Source organism: Sphaerisporangium sp. NBC_01403, from assembly GCF_045040145.1.
Classification (GTDB): domain Bacteria; phylum Actinomycetota; class Actinomycetes; order Streptosporangiales; family Streptosporangiaceae; genus Sphaerisporangium; species Sphaerisporangium viridialbum.
The window spans coordinates 1844080-1866450 of record NZ_CP109534.1; the positions used below are offsets into that span (position 1 = coordinate 1844080).

General features: G+C 69.3%; 19 protein-coding genes and 1 tRNA gene. 9 read left to right on the forward strand and 11 right to left on the reverse strand.

Annotation, left to right across the window (positions count from 1 at the left end; all coding sequences use genetic code 11):
- Positions 1-45: 45 nt before the first annotated feature.
- The 9 genes from OG589_RS07965 to OG589_RS08005 all read right to left on the reverse strand — a co-directional run bounded on the left by OG589_RS07965 (position 46) and on the right by OG589_RS08005 (position 10385).
- Complete coding sequence (locus tag OG589_RS07965; RefSeq protein WP_405147519.1) at positions 46-615, reverse strand: response regulator transcription factor; 570 nt, start codon at positions 613-615, stop codon at positions 46-48.
- 260 nt (positions 616-875) lie between these two features.
- Positions 876-1901, reverse strand: coding sequence for a glycosyltransferase family 2 protein (locus OG589_RS07970; RefSeq protein ID WP_405147521.1), 1026 nt, complete (start codon positions 1899-1901; stop codon positions 876-878).
- A 43-nt stretch (positions 1902-1944) separates the two neighbouring features.
- On the reverse strand, positions 1945-3099 hold the full coding sequence (locus OG589_RS07975) for a glycosyltransferase family 4 protein (RefSeq protein WP_405147523.1): 1155 nt from the start codon (positions 3097-3099) through the stop codon (positions 1945-1947).
- Positions 3039-4028, reverse strand: a complete 990-nt coding sequence (locus OG589_RS07980) for a lysylphosphatidylglycerol synthase domain-containing protein (RefSeq protein ID WP_405147525.1) — start codon at positions 4026-4028, stop codon at positions 3039-3041. Before OG589_RS07980 ends, OG589_RS07975 begins: the two co-directional genes overlap by 61 nt.
- Complete coding sequence (locus OG589_RS07985; RefSeq protein ID WP_405147527.1) at positions 4025-5134, reverse strand: endonuclease/exonuclease/phosphatase family protein; 1110 nt, start codon at positions 5132-5134, stop codon at positions 4025-4027. Before OG589_RS07985 ends, OG589_RS07980 begins: the two co-directional genes overlap by 4 nt.
- On the reverse strand, positions 5131-6075 hold the full coding sequence (locus OG589_RS07990) for a UbiA prenyltransferase family protein (protein WP_405147529.1): 945 nt from the start codon (positions 6073-6075) through the stop codon (positions 5131-5133). Before OG589_RS07990 ends, OG589_RS07985 begins: the two co-directional genes overlap by 4 nt.
- A 19-nt stretch (positions 6076-6094) precedes the next feature.
- Entirely contained in the window at positions 6095-7147 is a 1053-nt protein-coding gene (locus OG589_RS07995) for an NAD-dependent epimerase/dehydratase family protein (RefSeq protein WP_405147531.1), read from the reverse strand.
- Positions 7141-8547, reverse strand: a complete 1407-nt coding sequence (locus OG589_RS08000) for an aspartate aminotransferase family protein (protein ID WP_405147533.1) — start codon at positions 8545-8547, stop codon at positions 7141-7143. The genes OG589_RS07995 and OG589_RS08000 overlap by 7 nt, the downstream gene beginning before the upstream one ends.
- Before the next feature lie 890 nt (positions 8548-9437).
- Positions 9438-10385: an aldo/keto reductase gene (locus OG589_RS08005; protein ID WP_405147535.1), complete on the reverse strand. Its 948-nt coding sequence runs from the start codon at positions 10383-10385 to the stop codon at positions 9438-9440.
- Positions 10386-10714: 329 nt separating this feature from the next.
- Between OG589_RS08005 and OG589_RS08010 the strand changes: the two genes are divergently transcribed.
- Positions 10715-11674, forward strand: coding sequence for a chorismate-binding protein (locus tag OG589_RS08010; RefSeq protein WP_405147536.1), 960 nt, complete (start codon positions 10715-10717; stop codon positions 11672-11674).
- 104 nt (positions 11675-11778) lie between these two features.
- Positions 11779-12609 carry an aminotransferase class IV gene (locus OG589_RS08015; protein WP_405147538.1) on the forward strand — a complete coding sequence of 277 codons (831 nt, stop codon included), beginning with the start codon at positions 11779-11781 and terminating at the stop codon, positions 12607-12609.
- On the opposite strand, the gene OG589_RS08020 is transcribed toward OG589_RS08015, so the two are convergent.
- Positions 12610-13977, reverse strand: coding sequence for an LVIVD repeat-containing protein (locus tag OG589_RS08020; RefSeq protein ID WP_405147540.1), 1368 nt, complete (start codon positions 13975-13977; stop codon positions 12610-12612). It lies immediately after the preceding gene.
- Between the two features lie 127 nt (positions 13978-14104).
- Between OG589_RS08020 and OG589_RS08025 the strand changes: the two genes are divergently transcribed.
- A complete protein-coding gene (locus tag OG589_RS08025; protein ID WP_405147542.1) occupies positions 14105-14737 on the forward strand; it encodes a DUF305 domain-containing protein in 633 nt (210 codons plus the stop codon).
- A gap of 7 nt (positions 14738-14744) precedes the next feature.
- Here the strand turns inward: OG589_RS08025 and OG589_RS08030 are convergent, their stop codons facing one another.
- On the reverse strand, positions 14745-15158 hold the full coding sequence (locus OG589_RS08030) for an SsgA family sporulation/cell division regulator (RefSeq protein ID WP_405147544.1): 414 nt from the start codon (positions 15156-15158) through the stop codon (positions 14745-14747).
- 448 nt (positions 15159-15606) lie between these two features.
- On the opposite strand from OG589_RS08030, the gene OG589_RS08035 reads away from it, so the two are divergent.
- The 6 genes from OG589_RS08035 (at position 15607) to OG589_RS08060 (ending at position 22349) form a co-directional block, all read left to right on the forward strand.
- Positions 15607-15681, forward strand: a tRNA-Val gene (locus tag OG589_RS08035).
- Positions 15682-16235: 554 nt separating this feature from the next.
- On the forward strand, positions 16236-16685 hold the full coding sequence (locus OG589_RS08040) for a DoxX family protein (RefSeq protein ID WP_405147545.1): 450 nt from the start codon (positions 16236-16238) through the stop codon (positions 16683-16685).
- A gap of 278 nt (positions 16686-16963) precedes the next feature.
- Complete coding sequence (locus OG589_RS08045; protein ID WP_405147547.1) at positions 16964-17866, forward strand: helix-turn-helix domain-containing protein; 903 nt, start codon at positions 16964-16966, stop codon at positions 17864-17866.
- A gap of 180 nt (positions 17867-18046) precedes the next feature.
- Positions 18047-19273, forward strand: a complete 1227-nt coding sequence (locus tag OG589_RS08050) for an alpha/beta hydrolase family esterase (protein WP_405147549.1) — start codon at positions 18047-18049, stop codon at positions 19271-19273.
- A gap of 300 nt (positions 19274-19573) precedes the next feature.
- Positions 19574-19933 (forward strand): PRC-barrel domain-containing protein, encoded by a 360-nt coding sequence (locus OG589_RS08055; RefSeq protein WP_405147551.1) that lies wholly within the window; start codon positions 19574-19576, stop codon positions 19931-19933.
- Positions 19934-20588: 655 nt separating this feature from the next.
- On the forward strand, positions 20589-22349 hold the full coding sequence (locus tag OG589_RS08060; protein WP_405147552.1) for a ThuA domain-containing protein: 1761 nt from the start codon (positions 20589-20591) through the stop codon (positions 22347-22349).
- The last annotated feature ends 22 nt before the right edge of the window (positions 22350-22371 follow it).

The window sequence follows — 22371 nt, forward strand, 5'->3', positions numbered from 1 at the left end:
GGTTCTTTCACAGGCCCGGCGGTGGGCGGGCGGCGGGAAAGGGTATCAATTGCGGTCGCGTAGCAGGCCGTGTCTCATGGCGAGGACGACGGCCTGCGTGCGGTTGGGGCAATTCAGTTTCAGCAGGATATTGCCGACCAGGCGTTTCGCGCCGTGCAGGGAAACGGAAAGGCGCTGCGCGATCTCTTTGTTGCTCAGCCCGTCCGCGAGCAGCTCAAGGGCGTCCTGTTCTCTCGGCGTCAGCTCGACGAAACGCGGATGGGAGGTTTTCAGAATGCGTATCGCGGAGTCGAACACCTGCGAGACGATTTCCGTCGGCATCGGCGTCTCGCTGCGTGAAACCCGTATCAGGGCGTCTTCCAGCCGGCGCTTGGTCAGGTCACGCTGCAGGATGAAACCGTCAGGCCTGAGGGACACCAGTTTCTCGGGGTCCTTGGCGCTGACGTCGTCGACGAAGGCCAGCACGCGTATGTTCGCCGCCCGCGCGGCCGGCACGACGCGCATGGCCGTGGCCCATTCGGCGTAGGAGATGATGACGATGTCGAGCGAGCCGAGCCCGTTGCCACCCGGGTATGCGGACTGTTTCGCGATCTCCCGTACGGTTCGCACCGTCATGATGTCGTGCAGAGTGACCTTGAGGCCGTAGCGGAGGATTTCGTTCTCGCAGACTATTCCGACGTCAAGTTTCCTGCTTATTCGATCGTCGATCTTTGTTCTACTTGGTTGTTCCACTCAAACCCCCGTATGTTGGGCGGGCCAAGTACTTATATATACATTATGGGACATGTGGTGTAGATGTGCAATAACCAATCTCAAGCGTCTCTGTTGGTACATAACATTCGTCCCACATGTCCCATAATGGAATTTACGGACAGTCAGGAAGAAGTCGCCGAGCCCCCGCCCCGTACCGCCGGACGCCCGAAGTCGGGGTCGCGGAGCGACCGCAGGCCCCCGGCCGCCGCGCCCGCCGCGATCGCCACGTTGAGCAGGAAGTGGATGCCGGCGAATCGCCCGAGGAACCTCGGCCCCCGCCTGCGGAGGACGAAGCGGTAGAGGCCGGGATTCGAGCAGGCGAACACCGTGGCCGACAGCAGGGGCAGCGCCGCCAGCTTCCGCGAGACGAGGAACGCCGGGAGGGTGGCCACGGTGAGCGAGGCCATGGCGACGCCGAGGGTGCTGTTGGGCCGCAGCGCGCCCGGCCGGTTCCTGTGCGCCGCCACGAACGGGATCATGAGTTGTGACCTGCGGTACTGCTCGGAGAGCAGGTCGGGCAGCCGGTCCTCGTCGTCGTGGTAGACCACCACCTTGTCGCTGAGGCCGATGCGGTACTTCGCCGACAGCCGCTCGCTGTACTCGACGTCCTCGAAGTCGCGCAGGGACTCGTCGAACGGCCCGACGTCCTCGAAGACCGACCGGTGCATCGCCGCGGCCTGGAAGTAGACCGTCACGGTGGGTCCCGCCGCGCGCATGCGGGCGAAATGGGCGAGCATCGTCATGACCCACTCGACCGGCCCGTCGTCGATCATCGGCTCGGGCGCGATGACCCCGTGTACGCAGTCGTAGCCGGCCTCGTCCCGCAGCGCCTTGACCGCCTGCTCGATGGCGTCGGACGCCAGCGCCTGGTCGGAGTCCATGAAGAACAGGATGTCGCCGGTGCTGGCGGCCACCCCCGCGTTGCGGGCCGCTGAGACCCCGCGGTTGCGCGGCGCCCGTACGAGACGGCACGGGAACCGCTCGGCGATCTCGGGGGAGCCGTCGGTGCTGGCGTCGTCGGAGACGATCACCTCGTACGGTGGCAGGGTCTGGGAGAACACCGATTCCAGGCAGGCCTCCAGGGTCTTCGCGTAGTTGTAATTCGGGATGATGACCGAAACCCTGGGCGCGTTGACGGATGTTTCCATGAGGCACCTTTCAAGGAACAATTTCTACGGGCTGAGGGGGCGGTCACGCGATTTTCTTCTGGGCGTTTCGTGAAATCCCCGGTTTAGCGCCCAGGGAGTGGAACAGGTCCTCGTAGGCGTCGAGGCAGGCCTGGAGTCCGAACTTCGCGCGGGCGTCGCGCGCGCCCGTCGCCCGGCGCTCCACGGGCAGGTCACGCAGTTCCTGGATCGCCTGGAATATCGCGGCCGGGTCCCTGGGCGGTATCACGCGGCCGAACCCGGTGGCCGTCACCGGGACCCGGCCGCCGGGTATGTCGGTGGTGACCGAGGGGATTCCCGCCATCATCGCCTCCGCCTGGACGATGCCGAAGGACTCGGATATCGACGGGAGGGCGAACACGTCGATCGAGGCGTAGAAGTCCCTCATCTGCCGCCCGTTCAGCAGCCCGAGGAGCCGGACGCGCGGGTCGTCGCCGATGGCCCGCCTGACGCGCTCGATGTCGCTGCCGCCGGCGACGTCGACGTAGTCACCGGCGAGGAGGAGACGGGCGTCCGGCTCGGGCAGGCGGCGGAACGCCCGCACCAGGTACGCAAGGCCCTTCTCCGCGGCGATGCGCCCGGCGAACCCCACGTGCAGGCCGGGGCCCTCCCGGTAGGAGGGGCCGCCCCCCGTACGGTCCTGGCAGGGGGCGGGGATCGCGTGGACCCGGGAGCGGCGCATGGTCGGCCACAGGCGCGAGTGCCGGGCCTGGTCGTCGCTGTTCACCACCACCGCGGCCGACTGCCGCATCGCCATCCGCGCCGAGGTGTCCACGGCACCGATCACCGCCGGGCTCACCAGGGACGGCCTTAGCCACAGGTCGATGTGGTACGTCGTGACCACAGGGGTGGGCGCGCAGAGCCGGGCGATGGGACCCGCCTCCAGCATGGGGATGTGCAGGTTGGCGACGCTGGACGCGCGGGCCACCTGCCCCGCGACGAACGGCAGCGACAGGCTCACCGGCCCCCGGCTGATCGTCGTGACCACGGGGCAGCGGAAGATCTCGACGCCGTTCCGGCGCTCCCGCCGGGGAAGGGACCGCTTGTGCTGGGAGGCCACCACGGCCACCCGCCACCCCCGGCCGGCGAGCCCCTCGGCGATCTCCCTCGCCGAGTCGGTCAGGCCGCTGACGTAGGGGGAGTAGTAGTTGAGGATGACTGCGAGGTCGAAATCCGCCATCGAGGTTCATCTCCTTGGTTGCCGTCAGGGCGTATGCGTAGGTGGGCGACGAGCAGCGCGGCTCCCGCCACGGCGATCTCGGTGACGGTGCAGAGCAGCCGGCTGGCCAGCACGACGCTGCCCGCCGCCGGAAGGGGGAGCACCCCGGTCAGGGCCGCCAGCAGGATCGCCTCGCGGACGCCGAGGCCGTCGGGCACCAGCACCATGAGGTAGCCGATGACGGCGGCGCCCGCGAAGGCGCCCACGCAGGCCAGGAGCGACGAGAGCGGCGAGGCGCCCATAGCGATGGCCAGGAACCACACATGCGTGCTCGACATCAGCCACGACAGCGTCTGCATGGTGATCGCCCGGCGCACGCTCCCGTCGGGCGCCCTGGTCACCGGCTCCGGCCGCCGGAGCAGCCGCGCGGCCACTCCGGTGAGGCGGTGGGCGAGACCGGGGCGGGCGAAGAAGACCACGACCGGCAGGGCGGCCAGCGCCATCCAGACGCTGTTCCCGCCGAACACGCTCGGCGCCGCGAGCAGCCCGGTCATCAGGCCCGTCAGGGACGCGATGGCGATGTTCAGCACGTAGAGCGCCGCCATCTGCGCCGGGGTGATCCCCACGGTCCTGCCCATGCGCATGTTCGCCAGCAGCGTCCACACCCGGCCGGGCACGAACTTCGCGAGGAAGCCCACGAAGAAGATGCGAGCCCCCTCCCACACCCCCGCCCGGGAGCCGAAACCGACCACGAGCGCTCGCCACGAGAGCATCCCGAACCACAGCCCCACGGCGTTGGTGACGATCGCGGCGCCGATCAGCAGGAGCGCGCGCGGCTCGGTCAGGGTGGCGAGCAGCGCCCAGTCCTGGTCCTTCAGCGTCAGGACCACGAACGCGGCGACCGTCAGCACCGCGACCGCGGTGAGCACCGCGCGCAGCTTCGCGATCATCGGGCCACCGAGACGGACAGGGACTGGGCGAGGTGGTCGGACATCCCCTTGGAGGGGGTGAAGTGGTAGCCGGTGACGTCGAGACCTCCCTGGGAGAGCACCCAGTCGAGCCGCCACAGCCGCGGCATGCCCTCCGTCGGCCAGCTCAGGGGCAGCGGCGACGGGCCGGACGGATCGTGGCACCGCGACCGTTCGCACAGCCTGCGCACATCAGCCATCAGCGATGTCGAGTTGAAGTCACCGGCGATGACCGCGGGGTTCCCGTTGGCCGACAGGTCCGCGCTCAGCGTCCGCAGCTCGGCCTCCCTCCGGTGGTACTGGTCGTGGATCACCCGGTAGAAGGCCGGGGAGAACGGGCTCAGCCGGATGTCCACCTGGACCGCCAGATGCACGTTGTAGAAGGACACCAGGTCGCCCCCGACGCGGATGTCGGTGCGCAGCGCCTTGGTGGTGTAGTAGTCGCGCCAGCCCGTGCCCGCCGGCGGCGCGCTCCCGTCGGCGGGGGACATCAGGGCCGAGGCGTCCACCGGGCGCGAGGCGGCTATCGGCAGCCGGGAGATCGTGACCAGCTCGCTGGCCGCCGCGACGTGGTAGCCGGGGAACTCCCGCCTGATCCGCGGCAGGTCGTCGATCCTGATCGGGTCGTCGGAGAAGTAGAGGTACTCCTGCAACAGGTACACGTCGGCATGCTGCGCGCGCAGGTAGGAGTAGAAGGCCGCCGGATCCTCCCCCTGGTGCCAGTAGCCGGTGTTCCAGGAGAAGACCTTCACCGCCCCGGGGGCGGCGCCGGCCGCCGCCGGGAGGCTGAGCCCCGACAGCGGCACGCCCAGTACGAGCGTGGCCGCCAGCACCACCGCGAGCGGCAGCCGTACCGGGCGGGCCGCCAGCGGGGTGAGGGCGAGCAGCACGACCGGGACGACGAGCACGACCACCGGCGGGGCGAGTTCGACCACGAGCCACAGCCACCACCGCCCGCTCACCAGGGCGTGGACGAGAAGGAGCGCCGCCCACGCCAGGGTCGCGGTGACAAGGAGCCGCGTGCCGAGACACCAGCGCGCCGGTGGAACGGCCCGCTGCGACGTCGGCTGCTCGGCGACCGTGGTCACGAGAGCCTCCCGAGGCCGTCGACGCCCAGCAGGACGGTCAGCAGGCCGGCGCTCAGCAGGGCGGTGCTTACGATCACCCGGTCGCGCAGCAGCGCGCGCACCGGATCGCCGTCCACTCCCTGGAGGGTGAGGATCCGCAGGTAGCGGAAGAGGCCGAACAGGCTCAGCGGCACGAGCACAAGCGTCGCCAGGTTGTCAGAAGCCGCCGAGGAGGCGTCACCGCCGAGGAAGAGCAGGAACGCGACCGCGGTCAGCCCCGCGCTGAGCGTGAGCATCTGGTCGACCAGCGCGGCGGAGTAGCCCGCCAGCGCCGGGCGGTGCGCCGATCCCGCGTCGTCGATCTCCCTGCGGCGCTTGCCGAGGATCAGGGTGAGACACAGGAAGAAGACGCAGAGCAGCAGCCAGACGGACGGGGCCGATCCGACCGCCTGGTACCCGGCGACGATCCGCGCCTCGAACCCGAGCACCACGACGAACAGGTCGACCACCGGCACGTGCTTGAGCCAGACGCTGTAGAGCACGTTCAACGCCAGGTACCCGGCGACGGGCCACGCCAGGCCCGGTGACACCACGGCCAGCAGCACGACGAGCAGCGCCGCCAGCGCGCAGCCGGCGCCGGCCGCCAGCGCCACCGAGACGTGCCCGGCCGCGATCGGGCGGTGGCGCTTGACCGGATGCCTGCGGTCGCGGTCGCGGTCGGCGATGTCGTTGCCGACGTAGACGACCGACGAGGCCAGGATGAAGATCAGCACGGCCCCCGCCAGGCGGGCGAGCGAGGGCGGGTTCCAGGCCGACGGGTGCACCAGGGGCAGGGGGACCACCAGCAGGTTCTTCACCCACTGGTGGGGGCGGAGCAGGACGAGCAGATCACGTGCCGGCCTCCGGTGCTCTCGCGCCGGACGGACCGTCACGGGCGGCAGATCCAGGGGAGTGCTTGACATACCTCACCTCCGGAGACCGTCAGAAGAAGACTTTGGACATCGCGAGCACGCCCTGGCGCCACGGCTCGCGGCTCGTGCGCCCGGTGCCCCGGGCCGCCGGCTCGTCCCGGTGCCGCCGCCACCACTCGTACGTGCGCAGGATCGCCTCCTGGTTGGACAGCCGGGGGGTGAACCCGAGCCGGTCCTGCGCCTTGCCGATGCTCACGTAGGAGTCGGCGAGCAGCTTGTACAGGAGCCTTCCGTACACCGGCGAGAGCTTGAAGCGTTCGAGCAGCCGCAGCACCCCCACCGCCGCGTGGGCCGGGACCGACACCACGCGCCTGCCCCGGCCGGCCGTGTCCAGGACGGACTGGAAGTCCTCCCTGATGGTCCCGAATCGGGCCGCGCCCAGGTTGTAGGTGTCGTTGGCGACCTCGTCGGGGGCGGCGAGGACGGTGGTGACGGCGTCGACGAGGTCCTCCAGGCCGAGCATCTGGATGCGCACGTCGCCCCGGCCGAGGACGGGGAAGTTGCGCCCTTCCTCGGCCCACTCGAAGAGCATCGAGAACAGCCCCATGCGACCGGGGCCGAGGAACGTCTTGGGACGCAGGACGCTCACGCACATCCCGTCGGCCCGGTACTTCTCGGCGAGCTCCTCCGCCTCGGCCTTGGCCGCGCTGTAGGTGTCGACGGGCTCGCGGGGATGGTCCTCGGTCGTCGGCACCGTCTTCGGCAGCCCGTACACCGCGGTCGAGGAGATGTGCACGACCCGCCGTACGCCCGTGTCGCGGGCCGCGCGCAGGACGGCCGTGGTGCCGCCGACGATGATCGAGCGGATCTGGTCGGCGGGATAGCTGGGGAGCGCCGCCGCGCAGTGCACCACCATGTCGGCGCCGGCGAAGGCCTCCTTCACCGCCGGCACGTCGCGGATGTCGGCCCTGCGCGGCGTGAGGCCGGGCTCGGGGGCGATCTCCCGCAGGTCGAGCCCGCACACCTCGGCGCCGTCGGCGAGCAGGCGGGTCACGAGGTTGGAGCCGAGGATCCCGGCGGCTCCGGTCACCACGACACGGGACGGCGGGGAGGGGTTCACCATAGCGAGCTCACCTTCTCCTTGAGGAAACGGCTCAGGAGCCGGGGGATGCCCTGCGCGAGCGTCGCGTCCAGGGCCGCGAGGAAGCGCTCCATCTCCTCCGGCTCGGCCACCAGCGGGGGGCCGACGACCAGGGGGCTGCGCCCGTTGAGCGTGTAGTAGGCGTAGATGTCGTGCTCGCGGTAGAGCGTGTCGATCACCGAGCAGGCGACCAGCTTCGTGCGCAGGAGCGGGTCCTTCAGGGGAGGCAGCCTCCCGGCCAGGTCGAGCACCTTGGGCCCGCCGGACAGGAAGATCCCCCACAGGGCGCCGGCGCCGCACACCTCCGCGACCTGGTCGGGGTATTTCGCGCGGATGCGTTCGAGGCCGGGGCGAAGTACGTCCTCAAGCGCGCGGGCACGTGCCGGGTAGTCGTCCTCCACGGCGATGTTGACGGCCTCGATGGCGGTCGCCGCCTCCTCGCCGAAGCCGTAGTACGTGGTGCTCGTGCTCTGGATGAGGGCGTCGGCCATGTTGTCGTACGCCTTGCGGAATATCGGCTCGCGGGCGATGAACGCGGAGATCGAGGACTTTCCGCCGCCGAAGGACTTGGACGTCGTCAGCACGTCGGGAACGAGGTCCGGGTAGCGCATGAAATAGAAGAGGCTGCCGGTCTTCCCCCACCCGGTGTAGATCTCGTCGAAGATCAGCACGATCTTCTCGGCGGTGCACAGCTCCCGTACCCCGCGCAGGAACTCCTCCGAGCACCACCTCATCGTCGAGGCGCTGAACGGCTCGATGAGCAGGGCGTACACATCGCCGCGATTGGCGCGCAGCGCCGAACGGACCGAGTCCAGGTCGTCGTAGGCGAAGCGCACGATGCCCGGAATGGTGGGGAAGGCGAAACGGTTCTGCGAGCTTCCGGTCAGGCCGCCCGAGCCCAGCAGCTTGCCGTGGAAGCTGATGTCCGAACGCAGGATCGTGTTGCGCCGGCCACGGTGGTACTTGTAGGCCAGCTTGACGGCTCCCTCGACCGCCTCGGCGCCCGAGTTCGGGAAGAACGACATGGTGAGGTCGCCGGGGAGCACCTGGGCGAGGTTGTGGCCCAGCGCGGCGAGATAGGGGGAGAAGTAGGTCTTGTGGACCTCCATCCGGCGGTCCTGCTGGAACTTCGTCCGGGCCGCGAGGATGCGCGGGTGGTTGTGCCCGTGGTTGAGGACCCCGACGCCGCCGGTGAGGTCCAGGACACGGCGGCCGTCCTTCATGTACAGGTAGGCGCCCTCGGCGTGTTCGACCAGCTCACGGCCGAAGCCGAACGAGGTCATCAGCGAGACCTGGCTGCGGTTGACATAGTTGCGGTACATCTCGTGGATCTGGTCGACGTCCAGATCCTCGGCCTGCTTCAGGGAAAGAAGCTCCTGCATCTGATTCCCTTCATCACGATGGCGCGCGCCGGGGCATGGGTGAGAAACCGTCCGACGCGCACGGGTGCGTGCGTGGTCATGCGGTACGTGCCGTACGTGGGGCAGGTGGATACGCGGTGAGCCGTGGCGGAACGGCCACCCGCGGCCGGGCATGGTGACCTGGTGACGAGGCGGATCCACGGTTGTGCGGACGACATGGCGACGTGCGGTCGCCGTCGTGCGTCGTCTCCCGCCGGGGGCATGATGAGCCGGCCGGTCCGTGAGGACGACTGGTGCCGCCTCCCGGCCGGGGCCATCGCGTGGTCCGGTGGTGCCTTGTCGCGCGGACCGGTACCGCGTTGCCGCTTCACCGCCCGGACCGGTACTGCTTCGCTGCTACCGCTTTACCGCTTCACCGTGCGGACCGGTACCGGTCACCCGCGGTGGGAGCGGCGTGGGCGCTCTCAGGCGTGGCCGACCCCCGCCGGTGGATGAATCCAGGCGCGTGCGGATGCCGCCGTCCGGTGACGGCGCATCGGTGGTACGGAGATTTCACGTTCGGACCGGTGACAGGCCGATCGGCCATCAATCATCAAGACCACCCCCGTGAATGCGTCAGCCCTTGCGTCCGGAGTTTCGGATTCCATCCGTTCCGGTCCCCTGTGCCGGTGGATCGTGGCGACTCCGCGGAGCCGCGAATCGTCAACGTCTGAAGCATGACCTACGGCGGATGCGTGCGGGAGGTTCCAACGCTCGCTCTAAGGAGGTAGCCATTCGGCGCGCCCCGGCGGTCACCACGCCGGCCGCCGCGGTCGGCGGCGGTCGGCGGGGGACATGCCCAGCAGGACGTACGGATCAGGACGTGCGCATCAGGACGTACGGATCTGGAGGTGCGGGTCGGGACGTAGGGATCAGGCGGTCTCGTCGAGGCGCCGCCGCTGCTCGGAGGGAAGGGTGAGCGCCACTCCGGCGACGGCCTCGTCCAGTTGCCCGGCGTCGCTGACCCCGACGATCGGCGTCACAGAGGGGTTTCCTCCGGTCAGCCAGGCCAGCACGACCTGGTTGCGCGTGATCCCCAGCTCGGCGGCGACCTCGGCCAGAACGGCCAGCCGCCGGGTGGTGCCCGGATGGTCGTAGGCCTCGATCAATGGGCGGTCCTCACGGACGTAGGCGCCGTTGAGGAGCGTGGTGTAGGCCCACAGGGCCATTCGCGGATCGGAGGCCACGTAGTCGAGGACCTCCTCGCCGACCCAGCCGAAGCGGTGGTTCTGGTCGGGCACCGGCGCGTCGGGACGCGGTTTGACGTAGGAGTGGCGCAGCTGAAGCGCCGTGTATCCCTCCCACCCGTTGGACTCGGCGATCCGCCGGGCGCGCTCCACCCGCCAGATGGGATGGTTGGACGCGCCAAGGCGCCCGACCAGCCCCGCCTCGACCAGCTCGGCCAGCGCGCCCGCCGTGTCCTCCAGTTGCGCCGACCTGTCCTCCATGTGCGTCCAGTACAGGTCGACGCGGTCGGTGCCAAGACGGCGCATGCTGCCTTCCAGCGCCGCCTTGATCGCCGGACCCGACAGCCCCTCCCGGTTGGCGGGCCACTCGCCGTCCCCGCCCGGCTCCGCGCCGACCTTCGTGCTGATGTACAGCTTGTCGCGGAGTCCGGGACGGCGTGCCAGCCATCTGCCGATCACCTCTTCGCTCTGCCCGCCGAAGCCGCTCGGGTCGGCCCAGAACGAATAGCAGTTGGCGGTGTCGATTATCGTCCCGCCCTCCGCCACGAACCGGTCAAGCAGCTCGAAAGACGTTCGCTCGTCAAGTCGGGTGCCGAAGTACATCGCTCCCAGGGCGAGATTCACCTGTGCCACGGCATGCTCCTTGGTCGGGAATTGGAATGGAAAGCCGAGTCTGACATCCGGGGCGAGTTCGATGTCAAGGCCATCCGGCGATCTTGGTTGGCTTCCCTCGATCACCGATATAAACGACATTTCCGGAAGCCGATTTACGGTCGCCCGAACTCCCGGGGCCACCGATCCCTCGACGGCCTCAAGTCCCCCGGGTAGCCGGTCGGGCGCGGGAAGGTCGGTGGCGCGAAGGGGTTCCGGCCAGCTGATCGGTACCGGGAGGCCGGTGGCGCGAGGGGGGTTCCGGCACGCGGGAGAATGGAGGCGTGTATTTCGCCCATGTCGGAGGTCGATTGGCCACCGGGCTGCGGGATGTGACCACCGATCTCGAAGCCCTCGACGGTGCCGGATGGTGGGCCGTCGTGGTGACCTACGAGGGCAAGGTCACCTGCGCCCGGTTCGACGAGGTGCGGCCCGCCCCCCTTCCCCGCGCGTCCGGGCCCTGGCCCGCCTCGCTGCGGTGGACCAGCTCGCTGGACCGGCGAGGGTACGAGGACGGCGTCCGGCGGATCCGCGACTACATCGAGCAGGGGGAGGTCTACCAGGCGAACCTGTGCCGGGTGCTGACCGCGGAGATCCCGCTCGACGCCGACCCGCTGGTGCTGGCCGGGAGGCTCGCGCGGGGCAATCCCGCGCCGTACGCCGCCACCGTGCGCGTGCCGGGGCTGACGGTGGTCTCCGCCTCGCCGGAGCTCTACCTGTCCCGCGCCGGCGACGTCGTGGAGTCGGGGCCGATCAAGGGTACGGGCGTGACCGCGGACGACCTGCTCGAAAAGGACTACGCCGAGAACGTCATGATCGTCGACCTGGTGCGCAACGACCTGGGAAGGGTGGCCGAAGTCGGCTCCGTCACGGTTCCCGCCCTCTGCGCGGTGGAGGAGCATCCGGGGCTCGTGCACCTGGTGTCGACCGTTCGCGCCACGCTGGAGCGGGGCCGGGGGTGGCCGGAGCTGTTCTCGGCGACCTTCCCGCCCGGCTCTGTGACGGGTGCGCCCAAGTCCTCGGCGCTTCGTATCATCAATGAACTCGAACCTGCGCCCCGGGGGCCGTACTGTGGGGCAGTGGGCTGGGTCGACGCGGGCAGGCGCGAGGCCGCGCTGGCCGTGGGCATCCGCACGTTCTGGATCGAGCGTGATCTCATCCGCTTCGGCACGGGAGCCGGCATCACCTGGGGCTCCGACCCGGGGCGCGAGTGGCGCGAGACCGAGTTGAAGGCGTCCCGGCTCATCGCGCTCGCCTCCGGGAGGGCCTGACGGCCGTCCTGGCTCCGGCCCGTACCGACGGGGCCGGGCCGCGCATGCGTGCGGCGGGCGCCCGGCGAACTCGGCAACACCTCGTAAGAATGGAGATCTCATAGATGAACGTTCCGGTCTGGGTCAACGGGGAACTTATCGATCCCACGCAGGCCAGCGTCTCCGTCTTCGACCACGGGCTGATGGTCGGGGACGGCGTTTTCGAGACCATCAAGTGCGTGAACGGCGAGTCGTTCGCCCTCACCAGGCACCTGGACCGTCTCAAGCTCTCCGCCGAGCGCCTCGGCCTGCCGGCGCCCGACGTGGACGCGATCGCCGACGGCGTGCGGGCCTGCCTGGCGGAGGCGCCGCCGTGGCCGCTCGGCCGCATCCGGGTCACCTACACCAGCGGCAACGGCCCGCTCGGCTCCGACCGAGGCAACCAGGGCACCAGCGCCATCGTGATCGTCGGAGCCCAGGCGCCGTTCTCCGAGACCGCGAGCGTCACCGTGGTGCCGTGGCCGCGCAACGAGCGCGGGGCGCTCGCCGGGGTGAAGAGCACCTCCTACGGCGACAACGCCAAGGCCCTGGCGTACGCCAAGGAGCGCGGCGGCCAGGAGGCCGTCTTCGAGAACCTCGCGGGCAACCTCTGCGAGGGCACCGGCAGCAACGTCTTCATCGTCAGGGACGGCCACCTCATCACCCCCACCCTCGCCTCCGGCTGCCTGGCCGGCGTGACGCGCGCGCTGGTGCTCGAGTGGCACGGCGGCGAGGAGGCCGACGTGCCGATCTCCGCCCTGTACGAGGCCGAGGAGGCGTTCCTCACCTCCACGACCCGCGACATCCAGCCGATCAGGCTCGTCGACGACACGGTGCTCGCGACCGCGCCCGGCCCCGTCACCGCCAAGGCGATGCGTGTCTTCGCGGAGCGGAGCGCGGCCGACGTCGACCCGTGATCACTCGGGGTAGGACACCTGGGTCTGGGCGTTGAGCTTGTCCAGCTTGACGGACTTCGCCGGATCGGTGAGCGGATCGTCGATCGCGATGACGTCCAGGCCCTTGGTGATGTCGCTGGAGTAGATGTAGCCGTTGTAGTAGTACGCCGACCACGAGCCGCCCAGCCTGGGCTCCCCGGAGGTGGTCAGCGGGCCCCGGTCGACGTACGCGATCTCCTTGGGGTGGTCGGGGTCGGTGAAGTCGATCACCGAGACTCCGCCCTGGTACCACGCCTGGACCATGATGGTCTTGCCGGGCACGGGGATCAGCGAGCCGTTGTGCGCCACGCAGTTCTCGGTCTCGGTCTGGTGGCGCGGGATCTTGAAGTAGCCCCTGCGCTGGAGCTTGCGGTCCCCGGTGATGTCGTACACCGCGTCGGCGCCCCGGGTGGGCCCGGTCTTGGCGTCGCAGGTCGGGGCGATGCCGCCGCCCAGCTCGTCGGAGAAGATCACCCTGGTCGCGTCGTTGGTGAACGTCGCCGAGTGCCAGACGGAGAAGTTCTCGGTGTCGGTGATCTCCTGGAGCACCTTGGGCCGCACCCGGTCGGAGATGTCCATCAGGATGCCGTTCCCGAGGCAGGCCCCCGCCGCCAGGTCCTTCTCCGGGTACACCGTGATGTCGTGACATCCGCTGGTCGCGCCCGGCTGGGACTCGTCGTCGCCGTCGGTGAACAGCACCGGCTGGGCGACGATCTTGGCCTGGGCGGGGTCGCCCACCGGGACCTCGACGATCGCGATGGAGTCGTGGGGCGGCTTGCAGGTCTTGGAGTCCGGCGAGGGCCCGAACGACGAGACGTACAGGTAGACCTTCTCGGCGTCCTTGCCCGGCACCAGCGTGTGGGTGTGCGAACCGCAGGCCGTGGCCAGGGACTTCAGGTAGCGGGGGTGGGTCTTGTCCGAGATGTCGAAGATCCGGATGCCCTCCCAGCCCGCGTCCATGTCGCCTCGCCTGCTCTGGCAGGTCTCGTTGTCCCTGGGCTCGTCCACCGAGAGGAAGAGCAGGTTCCCGGTGACGGAGATGTCGTTCTGGCCGCCGGGGCAGACCACCCGCGTGACGACCTTGGGCTTGGCCGGGTCGGTGATGTCGTGGATCGTGAAGCCCTCGTAGTTGCCGACGTAGGCGTAGTTCCCCTGGAAGGCGAGGTCGGTGCCCCAGGCCTCCTCGCCGTCGAACGGCGCGGACAGCGGGACGTTCGCCACGAGCCTGGCGTTGGCGCTGTGCTCCACCCCGCCCGATGTGGACGGCCCTGGGGTCGCCGTCGAGGCCGCGGGGATGGAGGGCGGTGGATCACCGGCACAGGCTCCGAGAAGGAGAACCGCGCTCGCCATGGAAGCGAACGCCCCGATCCGCCACGTGCCCACAATGCCCCCTGTTGTCCGGCTGAATTTGGGAATGTGCCCCAGTATGGAAGCTATGGTGATCCGGCGCCGCACGTGCGGGCTTTTTGTAACGGTTGTGCTGGGATCCGGGCTGGCTTCCGTGCTGGCGGGCTGTACGGGCGGCGATCCAGGGCGCGGATCGCCCATCGTGGCGGGCGGCGGCGCCCCGGTGATCATCCCGGGGGCGCCGGGTGACGCGGGACGCAGGGCCACGCCGGGCGAGCACGTCGGCCGGTCGGAGTCACGGGCGTCCGCCGCCGACGTCCTGTTCACGGAGCGGATGATCCCGCACCACCGGCAGGCGCTGGAGATGGCCGGCCTCGCCGTCTCGCGGACCTCGAACCCCGACGTCCTGCGCATCTGCGAGCGCATCGCGGTCGGGCAGCGGCCAGAGGTGGGGGTGATGTCGCGATGGCTGCTGGCGCTGGGCCGAGCCGTGCCCGCTGAGCATCCCGCGCACGCGGCCTCGCCGGGCAAGGAGGGCTACGGCATGGCGAGCCTGGGGGAGATGAACCGGTTGCGCTCGTCGCGCGGCGCCGCGTTCGACGCTCTGCTCCTGCGGTTGATGATCAGACATCACGAGGGCGCCGTGCGGATGGCGGGGGAGGAGCTTTCCGGCGGAACCGACCAGACCATGCGCAAGATGGCCCAGGACGTCGCCTCCGGCCAGCGCGTGGAGATCGGCAGGATGCGGAAGCTCATGAAGTGAGTTTCGGTCAGGAGCTCCACAGCATGTTCGACAGCTCGTCGTCGAGGTCCATGTAGTCGGTCTCGCGGCCGGCGGCCACCAGGTCGTACGTGCGGTGCAGGAACTCGGTCAGCGGCGGCAGCGGGACCTCGAACAGCGCCTGGCCGAAGGGCGAGGTGAGGCTGATGTTCAGCGTGCGCTCGCCGTCGGCCCGCGCCGGCCACACCTGGACGTCGCCGTCTCCCACCCGGCGCACGATGCCCACGGTCAGCAGCTCGCGGGCGAAGATCCACTCGACCGGTTCGTCGTTCCCCACGTGGAAGGCCATCCTGATGGCGTACGGATCGTCGGCCGTATAGCTCAGGCCGGCGAGCAGGGGGACGGTGGTACGGTCGGGGACCACAAGTCGAAGGCCCAGCTCGGCAGAGACGGTGGCGTTCATCGTCAGCCAAACCTTTCGTCGGTGGGTCCCCTGCGCGGGGCTTGGGTTGCGGTGCTCTGAAGGACTTCGCTCGGAGCTGTGTCTGCGAAACGAAGGAACCTCCAGGAGAGATTCCGCTCCTGAGCCCTTCTGTAACGCATATCACAGCGCGACATTTATGCCTCTACCTGGTCAAACATCGCTTAGAGGCGCCTGTTTGCAAGGGTTTTGCGTGTCGTTCCTGCTGTCCTACGGGGCATCTACGGGTGTCTCGGGGTAAAGATCATAAGTGGTGCGATTCGGATGAGTATGGGGCATGACGATGCTATGACAACAGGGCGCCACGCCGCCGGACTCCTGAGAACCTTTCGTGATCCGGTTGTCTGGCCGCTTCGCCAGCACCCCCGGGAGTGAGGTATGGTTTTCCCCGTCGGGCAAGGTCCTCCGAGCGGGGGATCCCGGCACAGGAGGGCGATTAGCTCAGCGGGAGAGCGCTTCGTTCACACCGAAGAGGTCACTGGTTCGATCCCAGTATCGCCCACCATCCGCAAGGCCGCTTCCCATCCCGGGAAGTGGCCTTTTTGGATCTTCGGGGCTCTCGTCCCTCGCGGGGAAAGTTTCACCGGCCGTCCGGGCGCGGGCCGCCGTCTCGTGCCTCCCCTCCCGGCGAAAGCGGCAGGTGAGAGCCCGCCGGGCCTGCGAGTGGCGCCGTCCCCCGCCGTGGGGCCGCCGCCCGCCCGTTGACGAGGGGCACCCCTGACAGGATTCTGGGGTGGGCGTCGTCACCCCCTGTCAGAAGGGGAGCGGCGGGGCCCGGCGCTCCGCGGTCCATGGACGGGATACCAGCGAGAGCCCGCGCACATCGCGGGCCAGAGGCACTCCGCGGTGTCCCGGTCTCGTGCCGGATGGCCCTGCGCGCGCCGATAAGCGGCCCCCCTGATCTCTTCCCGGGGGTCTGCGACTCCATCCGACCGTCACTCACGGTGACCGGTCGGCGACTATCGTCAGTCGGGCGGCCCCGGTCGCACTCCCGCACGGTCACCGTCGCCCGTGTTACCTCGACCCGTGCCGGCCACCACCAGACCAAGAGGTGATCTCATGAACGTCGACCGGTTCGGCGGACCGGCGCTCTCGCTGTTTCGCGTCGTCACGGCACTGCTGTTCCTGTGCCACGGGCTGGCGTCGGTCTTCGGCGTCTTCGGCGGCAGCCGGGGCACGGGCCAGCCCATCCCGTTCGGCACCTGGCCCGGATGGTGGGCCGCGCTCATCCAGGTGGTCTTCGGCGCGCTCGTCCTCGCCGGGCTCCTCACCCGCGTCGGCGCGCTGCTGTCGTCGGGGTCCATGGCGTACGCGTACTTCGTCGTGCACCAGCCGGAGGCCCTGCTGCCCCTGAGTAACGGCGGCGAGCTCGCCGTGCTGTTCTGCTGGTCGTTCTTCCTCGTCGCCGTGCTCGGCCCGGGCACCTGGTCCCTGGACGCGGCGATCCGCCGCCACCGCCGGGGCGGGCTCGGCGCGTACGCTCCGGCTCCGGCGCGGGTGAGCCTGTGAGGAGCGGGTGAGCCGGTAAGAGCGCGTGAGCCGGTAAGAGAGGTGAGCCGGTAGGAAACGCCATGGCCCCGCCGCGCATCCCGGCGGGGCTCCGGCCCGCGCGAGCCGGCGGCGGACGTGACCTCGCGTGCGTACCCCTAGTGGTGACCCGCTTCGGGCCCTCATGCGTTAGATTCCTCATGAATGTGTCAAGAAACGCGAACCGCCAGTCAAGGTCCAAGCCTGGATGAGATCCTTTAAGGTGATCAGGCGTTCGGGTTCTGCATCGGAGAGGGAGCATGAGGGCTTTTCGGGCCGCGGGTGACCTGGAAGACGAGCACATCCTGGATCACCGGCAGGCCGGGCCCACGGTGCTCCGGATGCTGGTCGGAGCACAGCTGCGCCGGTTGCGCGAGGCCGGAGAGATCACCCGGGCCGCCGCCGGCTACGCGATCCGCGCCTCCGATACCAAGATCAGCCGCCTGGAGCTGGGACGCACCGGCTTCAAGCCGCGCGACGTGGCCGACCTGCTGACCCTGTACGGGGTGACCGACGAGGACGAGCGCCAGGCCGTGCTGTCCCTCGCCGAGCACGCCAACAACCCTGGCTGGTGGCACGTGTACACCGACGTGGTGCCCTCCTGGTTCGAGGCCTACATCGGGCTCGAGCAGGCGGCCGGCGTGATCCGCTCGTGGGAGGTGCAGTTCGTCCCCGGCCTGCTGCAGACCGAGGACTACGCGCGCACCGTGATCCGCCTCGACCGCTCCGCGACGGAGGCCGAGGTGGAGCGCCGCGTGGCCCTGCGGATGAGGCGGCAGCGCATCCTCACCAGCCCCGGCGCCGTGAAGCTGTGGGCCGTGGTCGACGAGGGCGCGCTGCGCCGGCTCGTCGGCGGGGCGGCGACGATGCGCGCCCAGATAGAGCACCTCATCCGGATGAGCGCGCTGCCGAACGTCACCCTGCAGGTGATGCCGTTCAGCTCCGGCGGCCACGCCGCGGGAGGCGGCCCCGTGACCATCCTGCGCCTCGCCGCGCACGAGCTTCCCGATGTGGTCTACCTGGAGCAGCTCGCCAGCGCGCTGTACCCCGACAAGCCCGCCGAGATCATGCACTACTGGGACGTCATGAACAGCCTCAGCGTGCAGGCCGAGCCGCCGGCCAGGACCGTCGCCACCCTGCGGCGCATGCTCGAGGAGCTGTGACCCTGACCCTCCGGTAGGCGGCCGGGGGCCACCCGCCTACAGGCAGTAGGTGGATTGTGGGTGCCGCGCACATTTCCGCTTTCCGACCTGCGATCTAACTTTGCGTGGACCAAAGGTGTGATGGCCATCACACCGATCTCACGGCAGCCGTGAGATCGGTCCCGTCGAAGGAGCGGTCAGATGAAGCGCTTCCTGTACTCGTCCGTCACGCTGCTGGTGGGCCTGGTGTCCTTGGTCGCGACGCTCCAGCTCACCATGGGCAGCGCCAGCGCGGCCTCCCTCACCAAGGTCACCGGCTTCGGGTCCAACCCCGGCGGCCTGAACATGTGGGTCTACCGGCCGGACGACCTGCCCGCCGGCGCACCGATGGTCGTCGCGATGCACGGGTGCACGCAGACGGCGAACGACTACTACACCAACTCGGGCTGGAAGAAGTACGCGGACCTCTACCACTTCGCCGTCGTCTTCCCCGAGCGGATCGACTCCGGCACGTTCCCGTCCAACTGCTTCCAGTGGTTCCAGGAGGCCCACATCGCGAGGGGCCAGGGCCAGGCGCTGTCCGTGGCGCAGATGGTCGGCTACGCCACGCAGACCTACCGCCTGGACGCGGGAAGGGTCTACGTCACCGGGTTGTCGGCGGGCGGCGCGATGACCGCCGTCATGCTGGCCACCTACCCCGACCTGTTCGCGGCCGGCTCGGTCGTGTCCGGCCTTCCCTACCGCTGCTCTCCGCCCGCCTCCACCACCACCTGCCAGTACTCCGGTGTGGACAAGAGCCCGAAGGTCTGGGGCGACCTGGTGCGCAACGCCTACCCCGGCTACACGGGCCCGCGTCCGAGGGTCGCGATCTGGCACGGGCAGTCGGACGCGGTCGTCGTGCCGAAGAACGGGCTCGAACTGCGCGACCAGTGGACCGACGTCCTCGGCGTCTCCCAGACGCCCACCTCGGCCGAGTCGCTGCCGGCGGGCACGACCCTGGAGAAGTACGGCAACGACGCGGTGCGTCTCTACAAGATCGCCGGCGCGGGCCACGGGACCCCGGTCGACCCGGGCACCGCCGCCGACCAGTGCGGCACCGCCGGCGCCTACTTCCTCGACAGCATCTGCTCGGCCTACCGCGACGCCGCCTTCTTCGGGCTCGACGGAGCCGGGCCGACGCCGACCGCCACCCCGACGGTCACCCCCACCGTCACGCCCACGCCCACGGTCACCCCGACCACTCCGCCCGTGTGCGTGACGGCCAGCAACTACGCCCACACCACGGCGGGACGGGCGCACCAGTCCGGCGGCTCGACCTTCGCCAACGGCTCCAACGACCCGATGGGACTGTGGAACACCTTCACCACCCACACCCTCAAGCAGACCGGGCCCGGCTACTGGGTCGTCGCGGACGGCCAGTGCCCCTGAGCGCCCGTACGCGCGAGACCCCGTGCCCACCCGGCGGGATGGCCGTCCGGGCGGGTGGCCACGGGGCCAAGGGTGCCCGATTTGTCCTGAGGCTGCGTTTACTGAACGGCGACTGACGCCTTTCCAAATTGCCGTGAGAAGGGTGAATTGGAAGCCTTTACCTCATGCTGAGGTGGCGCCTTTCATGCCCGGGTACCGACAGTATTGCGGAGCGGAAGCCGTGCCTTCGCCCACCGAATCGGTGATTCCGCGGGTGGGCGTACGGCGTTCGGTGAACCAGCGAAGAGGGAGAGCGCAAGCATGATCAGTGACAACCTGTGGACATACCGGCCGGACGTATACGGCCACGACCAGACCATGGACATCGTCGGCTTCGACGTCGAGGCCGTGGACGGCAAGATCGGGTCGGTCGACGAGGCCAGCAACGTGGTGGGCGAGAGCTACATCGTCGTCGACACCGGGCCGTGGATCTTCGGGAAGAAGGTCGTCCTCCCCGCCCTCGTCGTCACCCAGATCAACCAGCCGGACCGCAAGGTCTATGTCGCCCGCACGAAGCAGGAAATCAAGAACGCCCCGGAGTTCGACCAGAAATCCTACAAGGACGCCGGGTACCGGGCGAGGCTCGCCGGATATTACGGAAATCTCCCTGGAGCGATGTAACCCGGAGAGATGTAAACGCCTTCACGCTGATGGGCCGTTCGCGTACGCGGGCGGCCCATCTCCGCGCGGGGGCCGCCATCGTGTTCAAGCCGGGAAATCCATTCGCGGGCACATCGTGACGCCGATCTCCCTTCGTCGCCGAGATACCGGAAGAGTGCGAGGAGAGGGACCCTGGCCGGCGAGACCGGTGATCGGCGACCGGTCTCGCTCGGCCCTCGGGCCCCTCTCCGGCAACACGGACCCGAGGCGAGTGGCGATGGCCATCCGGCACGAAAGCCATCGCACCGCTACCGCCTCAGGACTGTCAGGCGCAGTTAACATTGGATGTCTTGGGGCGTCAAGAGGTGTCCATCCAGCCTCATTTCCGTACCGGAACTGAAGCGGGGCGGCGCTGGCTCTCCTACCTGCGGATTCATCGAGTAAAACGATCACATCGACAAGCTCCGTCAGGGACTAGTGACATCGGATGTGTCCACATTGTTAAATGATCCGATGTCTAGCCGGATTCGACGTGTCGAGGGCGTGTCGGCACGCTTGACGCTTCCGTCCGGACATGCCAAAGTTTCGTCGACAGCGGCGAAAGTTACGTGGCAAACCGTTCGACTTTCCGCACAGGTGCGGCGGCGCGCTCCTCCCCATCGCGAAGGAATCCGTCATGGACGTGCATCCGCCCACCCCCTCGCCCAGATCCCCCTGGCCCCTCCGGGCACGCCTGCCCCGCCTGCTCCTGCGGGCCGCACTCGCGCTGGCCGTCGCGCTGACGGGCATCCTGTCCGTCCCCGTCGCGGCGTCGGCCGCGCCCCTCACCAAGATCCTCGTCTTCTCCAAGACGGCCGGCTTCCGGCACACGTCCATCCCGAACGGCATCGCGGCGATCCAGCGGCTCGGCACCGCCAACGGGTTCACCGTGGTCGCGACGGAGGACGCCGCGGCGTTCACCACGGCCAACCTCGCGCAGTACCAGGCCGTGGTCTGGCTCTCGACCACCGGCGACGTCCTGAACGCCGCCCAGCAGACCGCGTTCCAGTCCTACATCGCGGCCGGCGGCGGCTACGTCGGCGTCCACGCCGCCGCCGACACCGAGTACGACTGGCCCTGGTACGGCGGCCTGGTGGGCGCGTGGTTCAGCTCCCACCCCGCGACCCAGCAGGCCACGGTGCGCGTGGAGGACAGGTCCAACGTCTCCACCTCGCACCTGGCGCCGACCTGGACCCGCACCGACGAGTGGTACAACTACCGGTCGAACCCCCGCGCGAACGTCAAGGTGCTGGCGAGTCTCGACGAGACCTCCTACTCGGGCGGCACCATGGGCGACCACCCCATCACCTGGTGCCAGAACTACGGCGGCGGCAGGTCCTGGTACACCGGCCTCGGGCACACCGAGGAGTCCTACGCCGACCCGGCCTTCACGACGATGCTGCTCGGCGGCATCCAGGTCGCGGCGGGCGCCAAGCCGGCCGACTGCCGGCCGGAGACCGGCTACACCGCGCTGTTCGACGGCACCCAGACGACCTTCTCCAGGTGGCGGCAGGCGGGCCCCGGCGGCTTCACCCTGGCGAACGGCACCCTCACCTCCTTCGGCGGCATGGGCCTGCTCTGGTACCCGGTCAGCACGTTCAGCAACTACTCGCTCAAGCTCGACTGGATGATGCCGGGCGACGACAACGGCGGCGTGTTCATCGGCTTCCCCGACCCGCAGGGCGACCCGTGGAAGCCGGTCGACGCGGGGCACGAGATCCAGATCGACGCCACCGACGCCGACCCGACCCGCACGACGGGCAGCGTCTACAGCTTCAAGGCGCCCGACTCGGCGCTGAGGGCCGCGGCGCTCAACCCGCCCGGCTCGTGGAACACCTACGAGATCGCCGTGCACGGCCAGCGCGTCGAGATCTACCTCAACGGCGTCAAGATCAACGACTACACGAGCACCCGCGCCATCTCGAACGGGTACATCGGCGTGCAGAACGACGGGGCCGGCGCGGACATCAACTACCGCAACATCCGGATCAAGCAGGACACTGTGGCCGTGACCGACCTGGCACGGGGCCGTCCGACCACGGTCTCCAGCGTGGAGCCCGGCAGCCCGCACGCCGGCGCCAACGCCGTCGACGGCAACGCCGCCACCCGGTGGGGCAGCGCCTACTCCGACCCCCAGTGGATCACGGTGGACCTCGGCGCCACGCGCACGCTGAACCGCGTCAAGCTCACCTGGGAGACCGCCTACGGCAAGGCGTACCAGATCCAGACCTCGCCCGACAACGCCACGTGGTCGACGGTCTACTCCACCACCACAGGGGACGGCGGCACCGACGACGTGGCGGTCGCCGGCTCGGGCCGCTACGTGCGGATCTACGGAACCCAGCGGGCCACCCAGTGGGGCTACTCCCTCTGGGACCTCAACGTCTACGGCAGCTGAGCGGCAGAAACCCCCCGGCCTT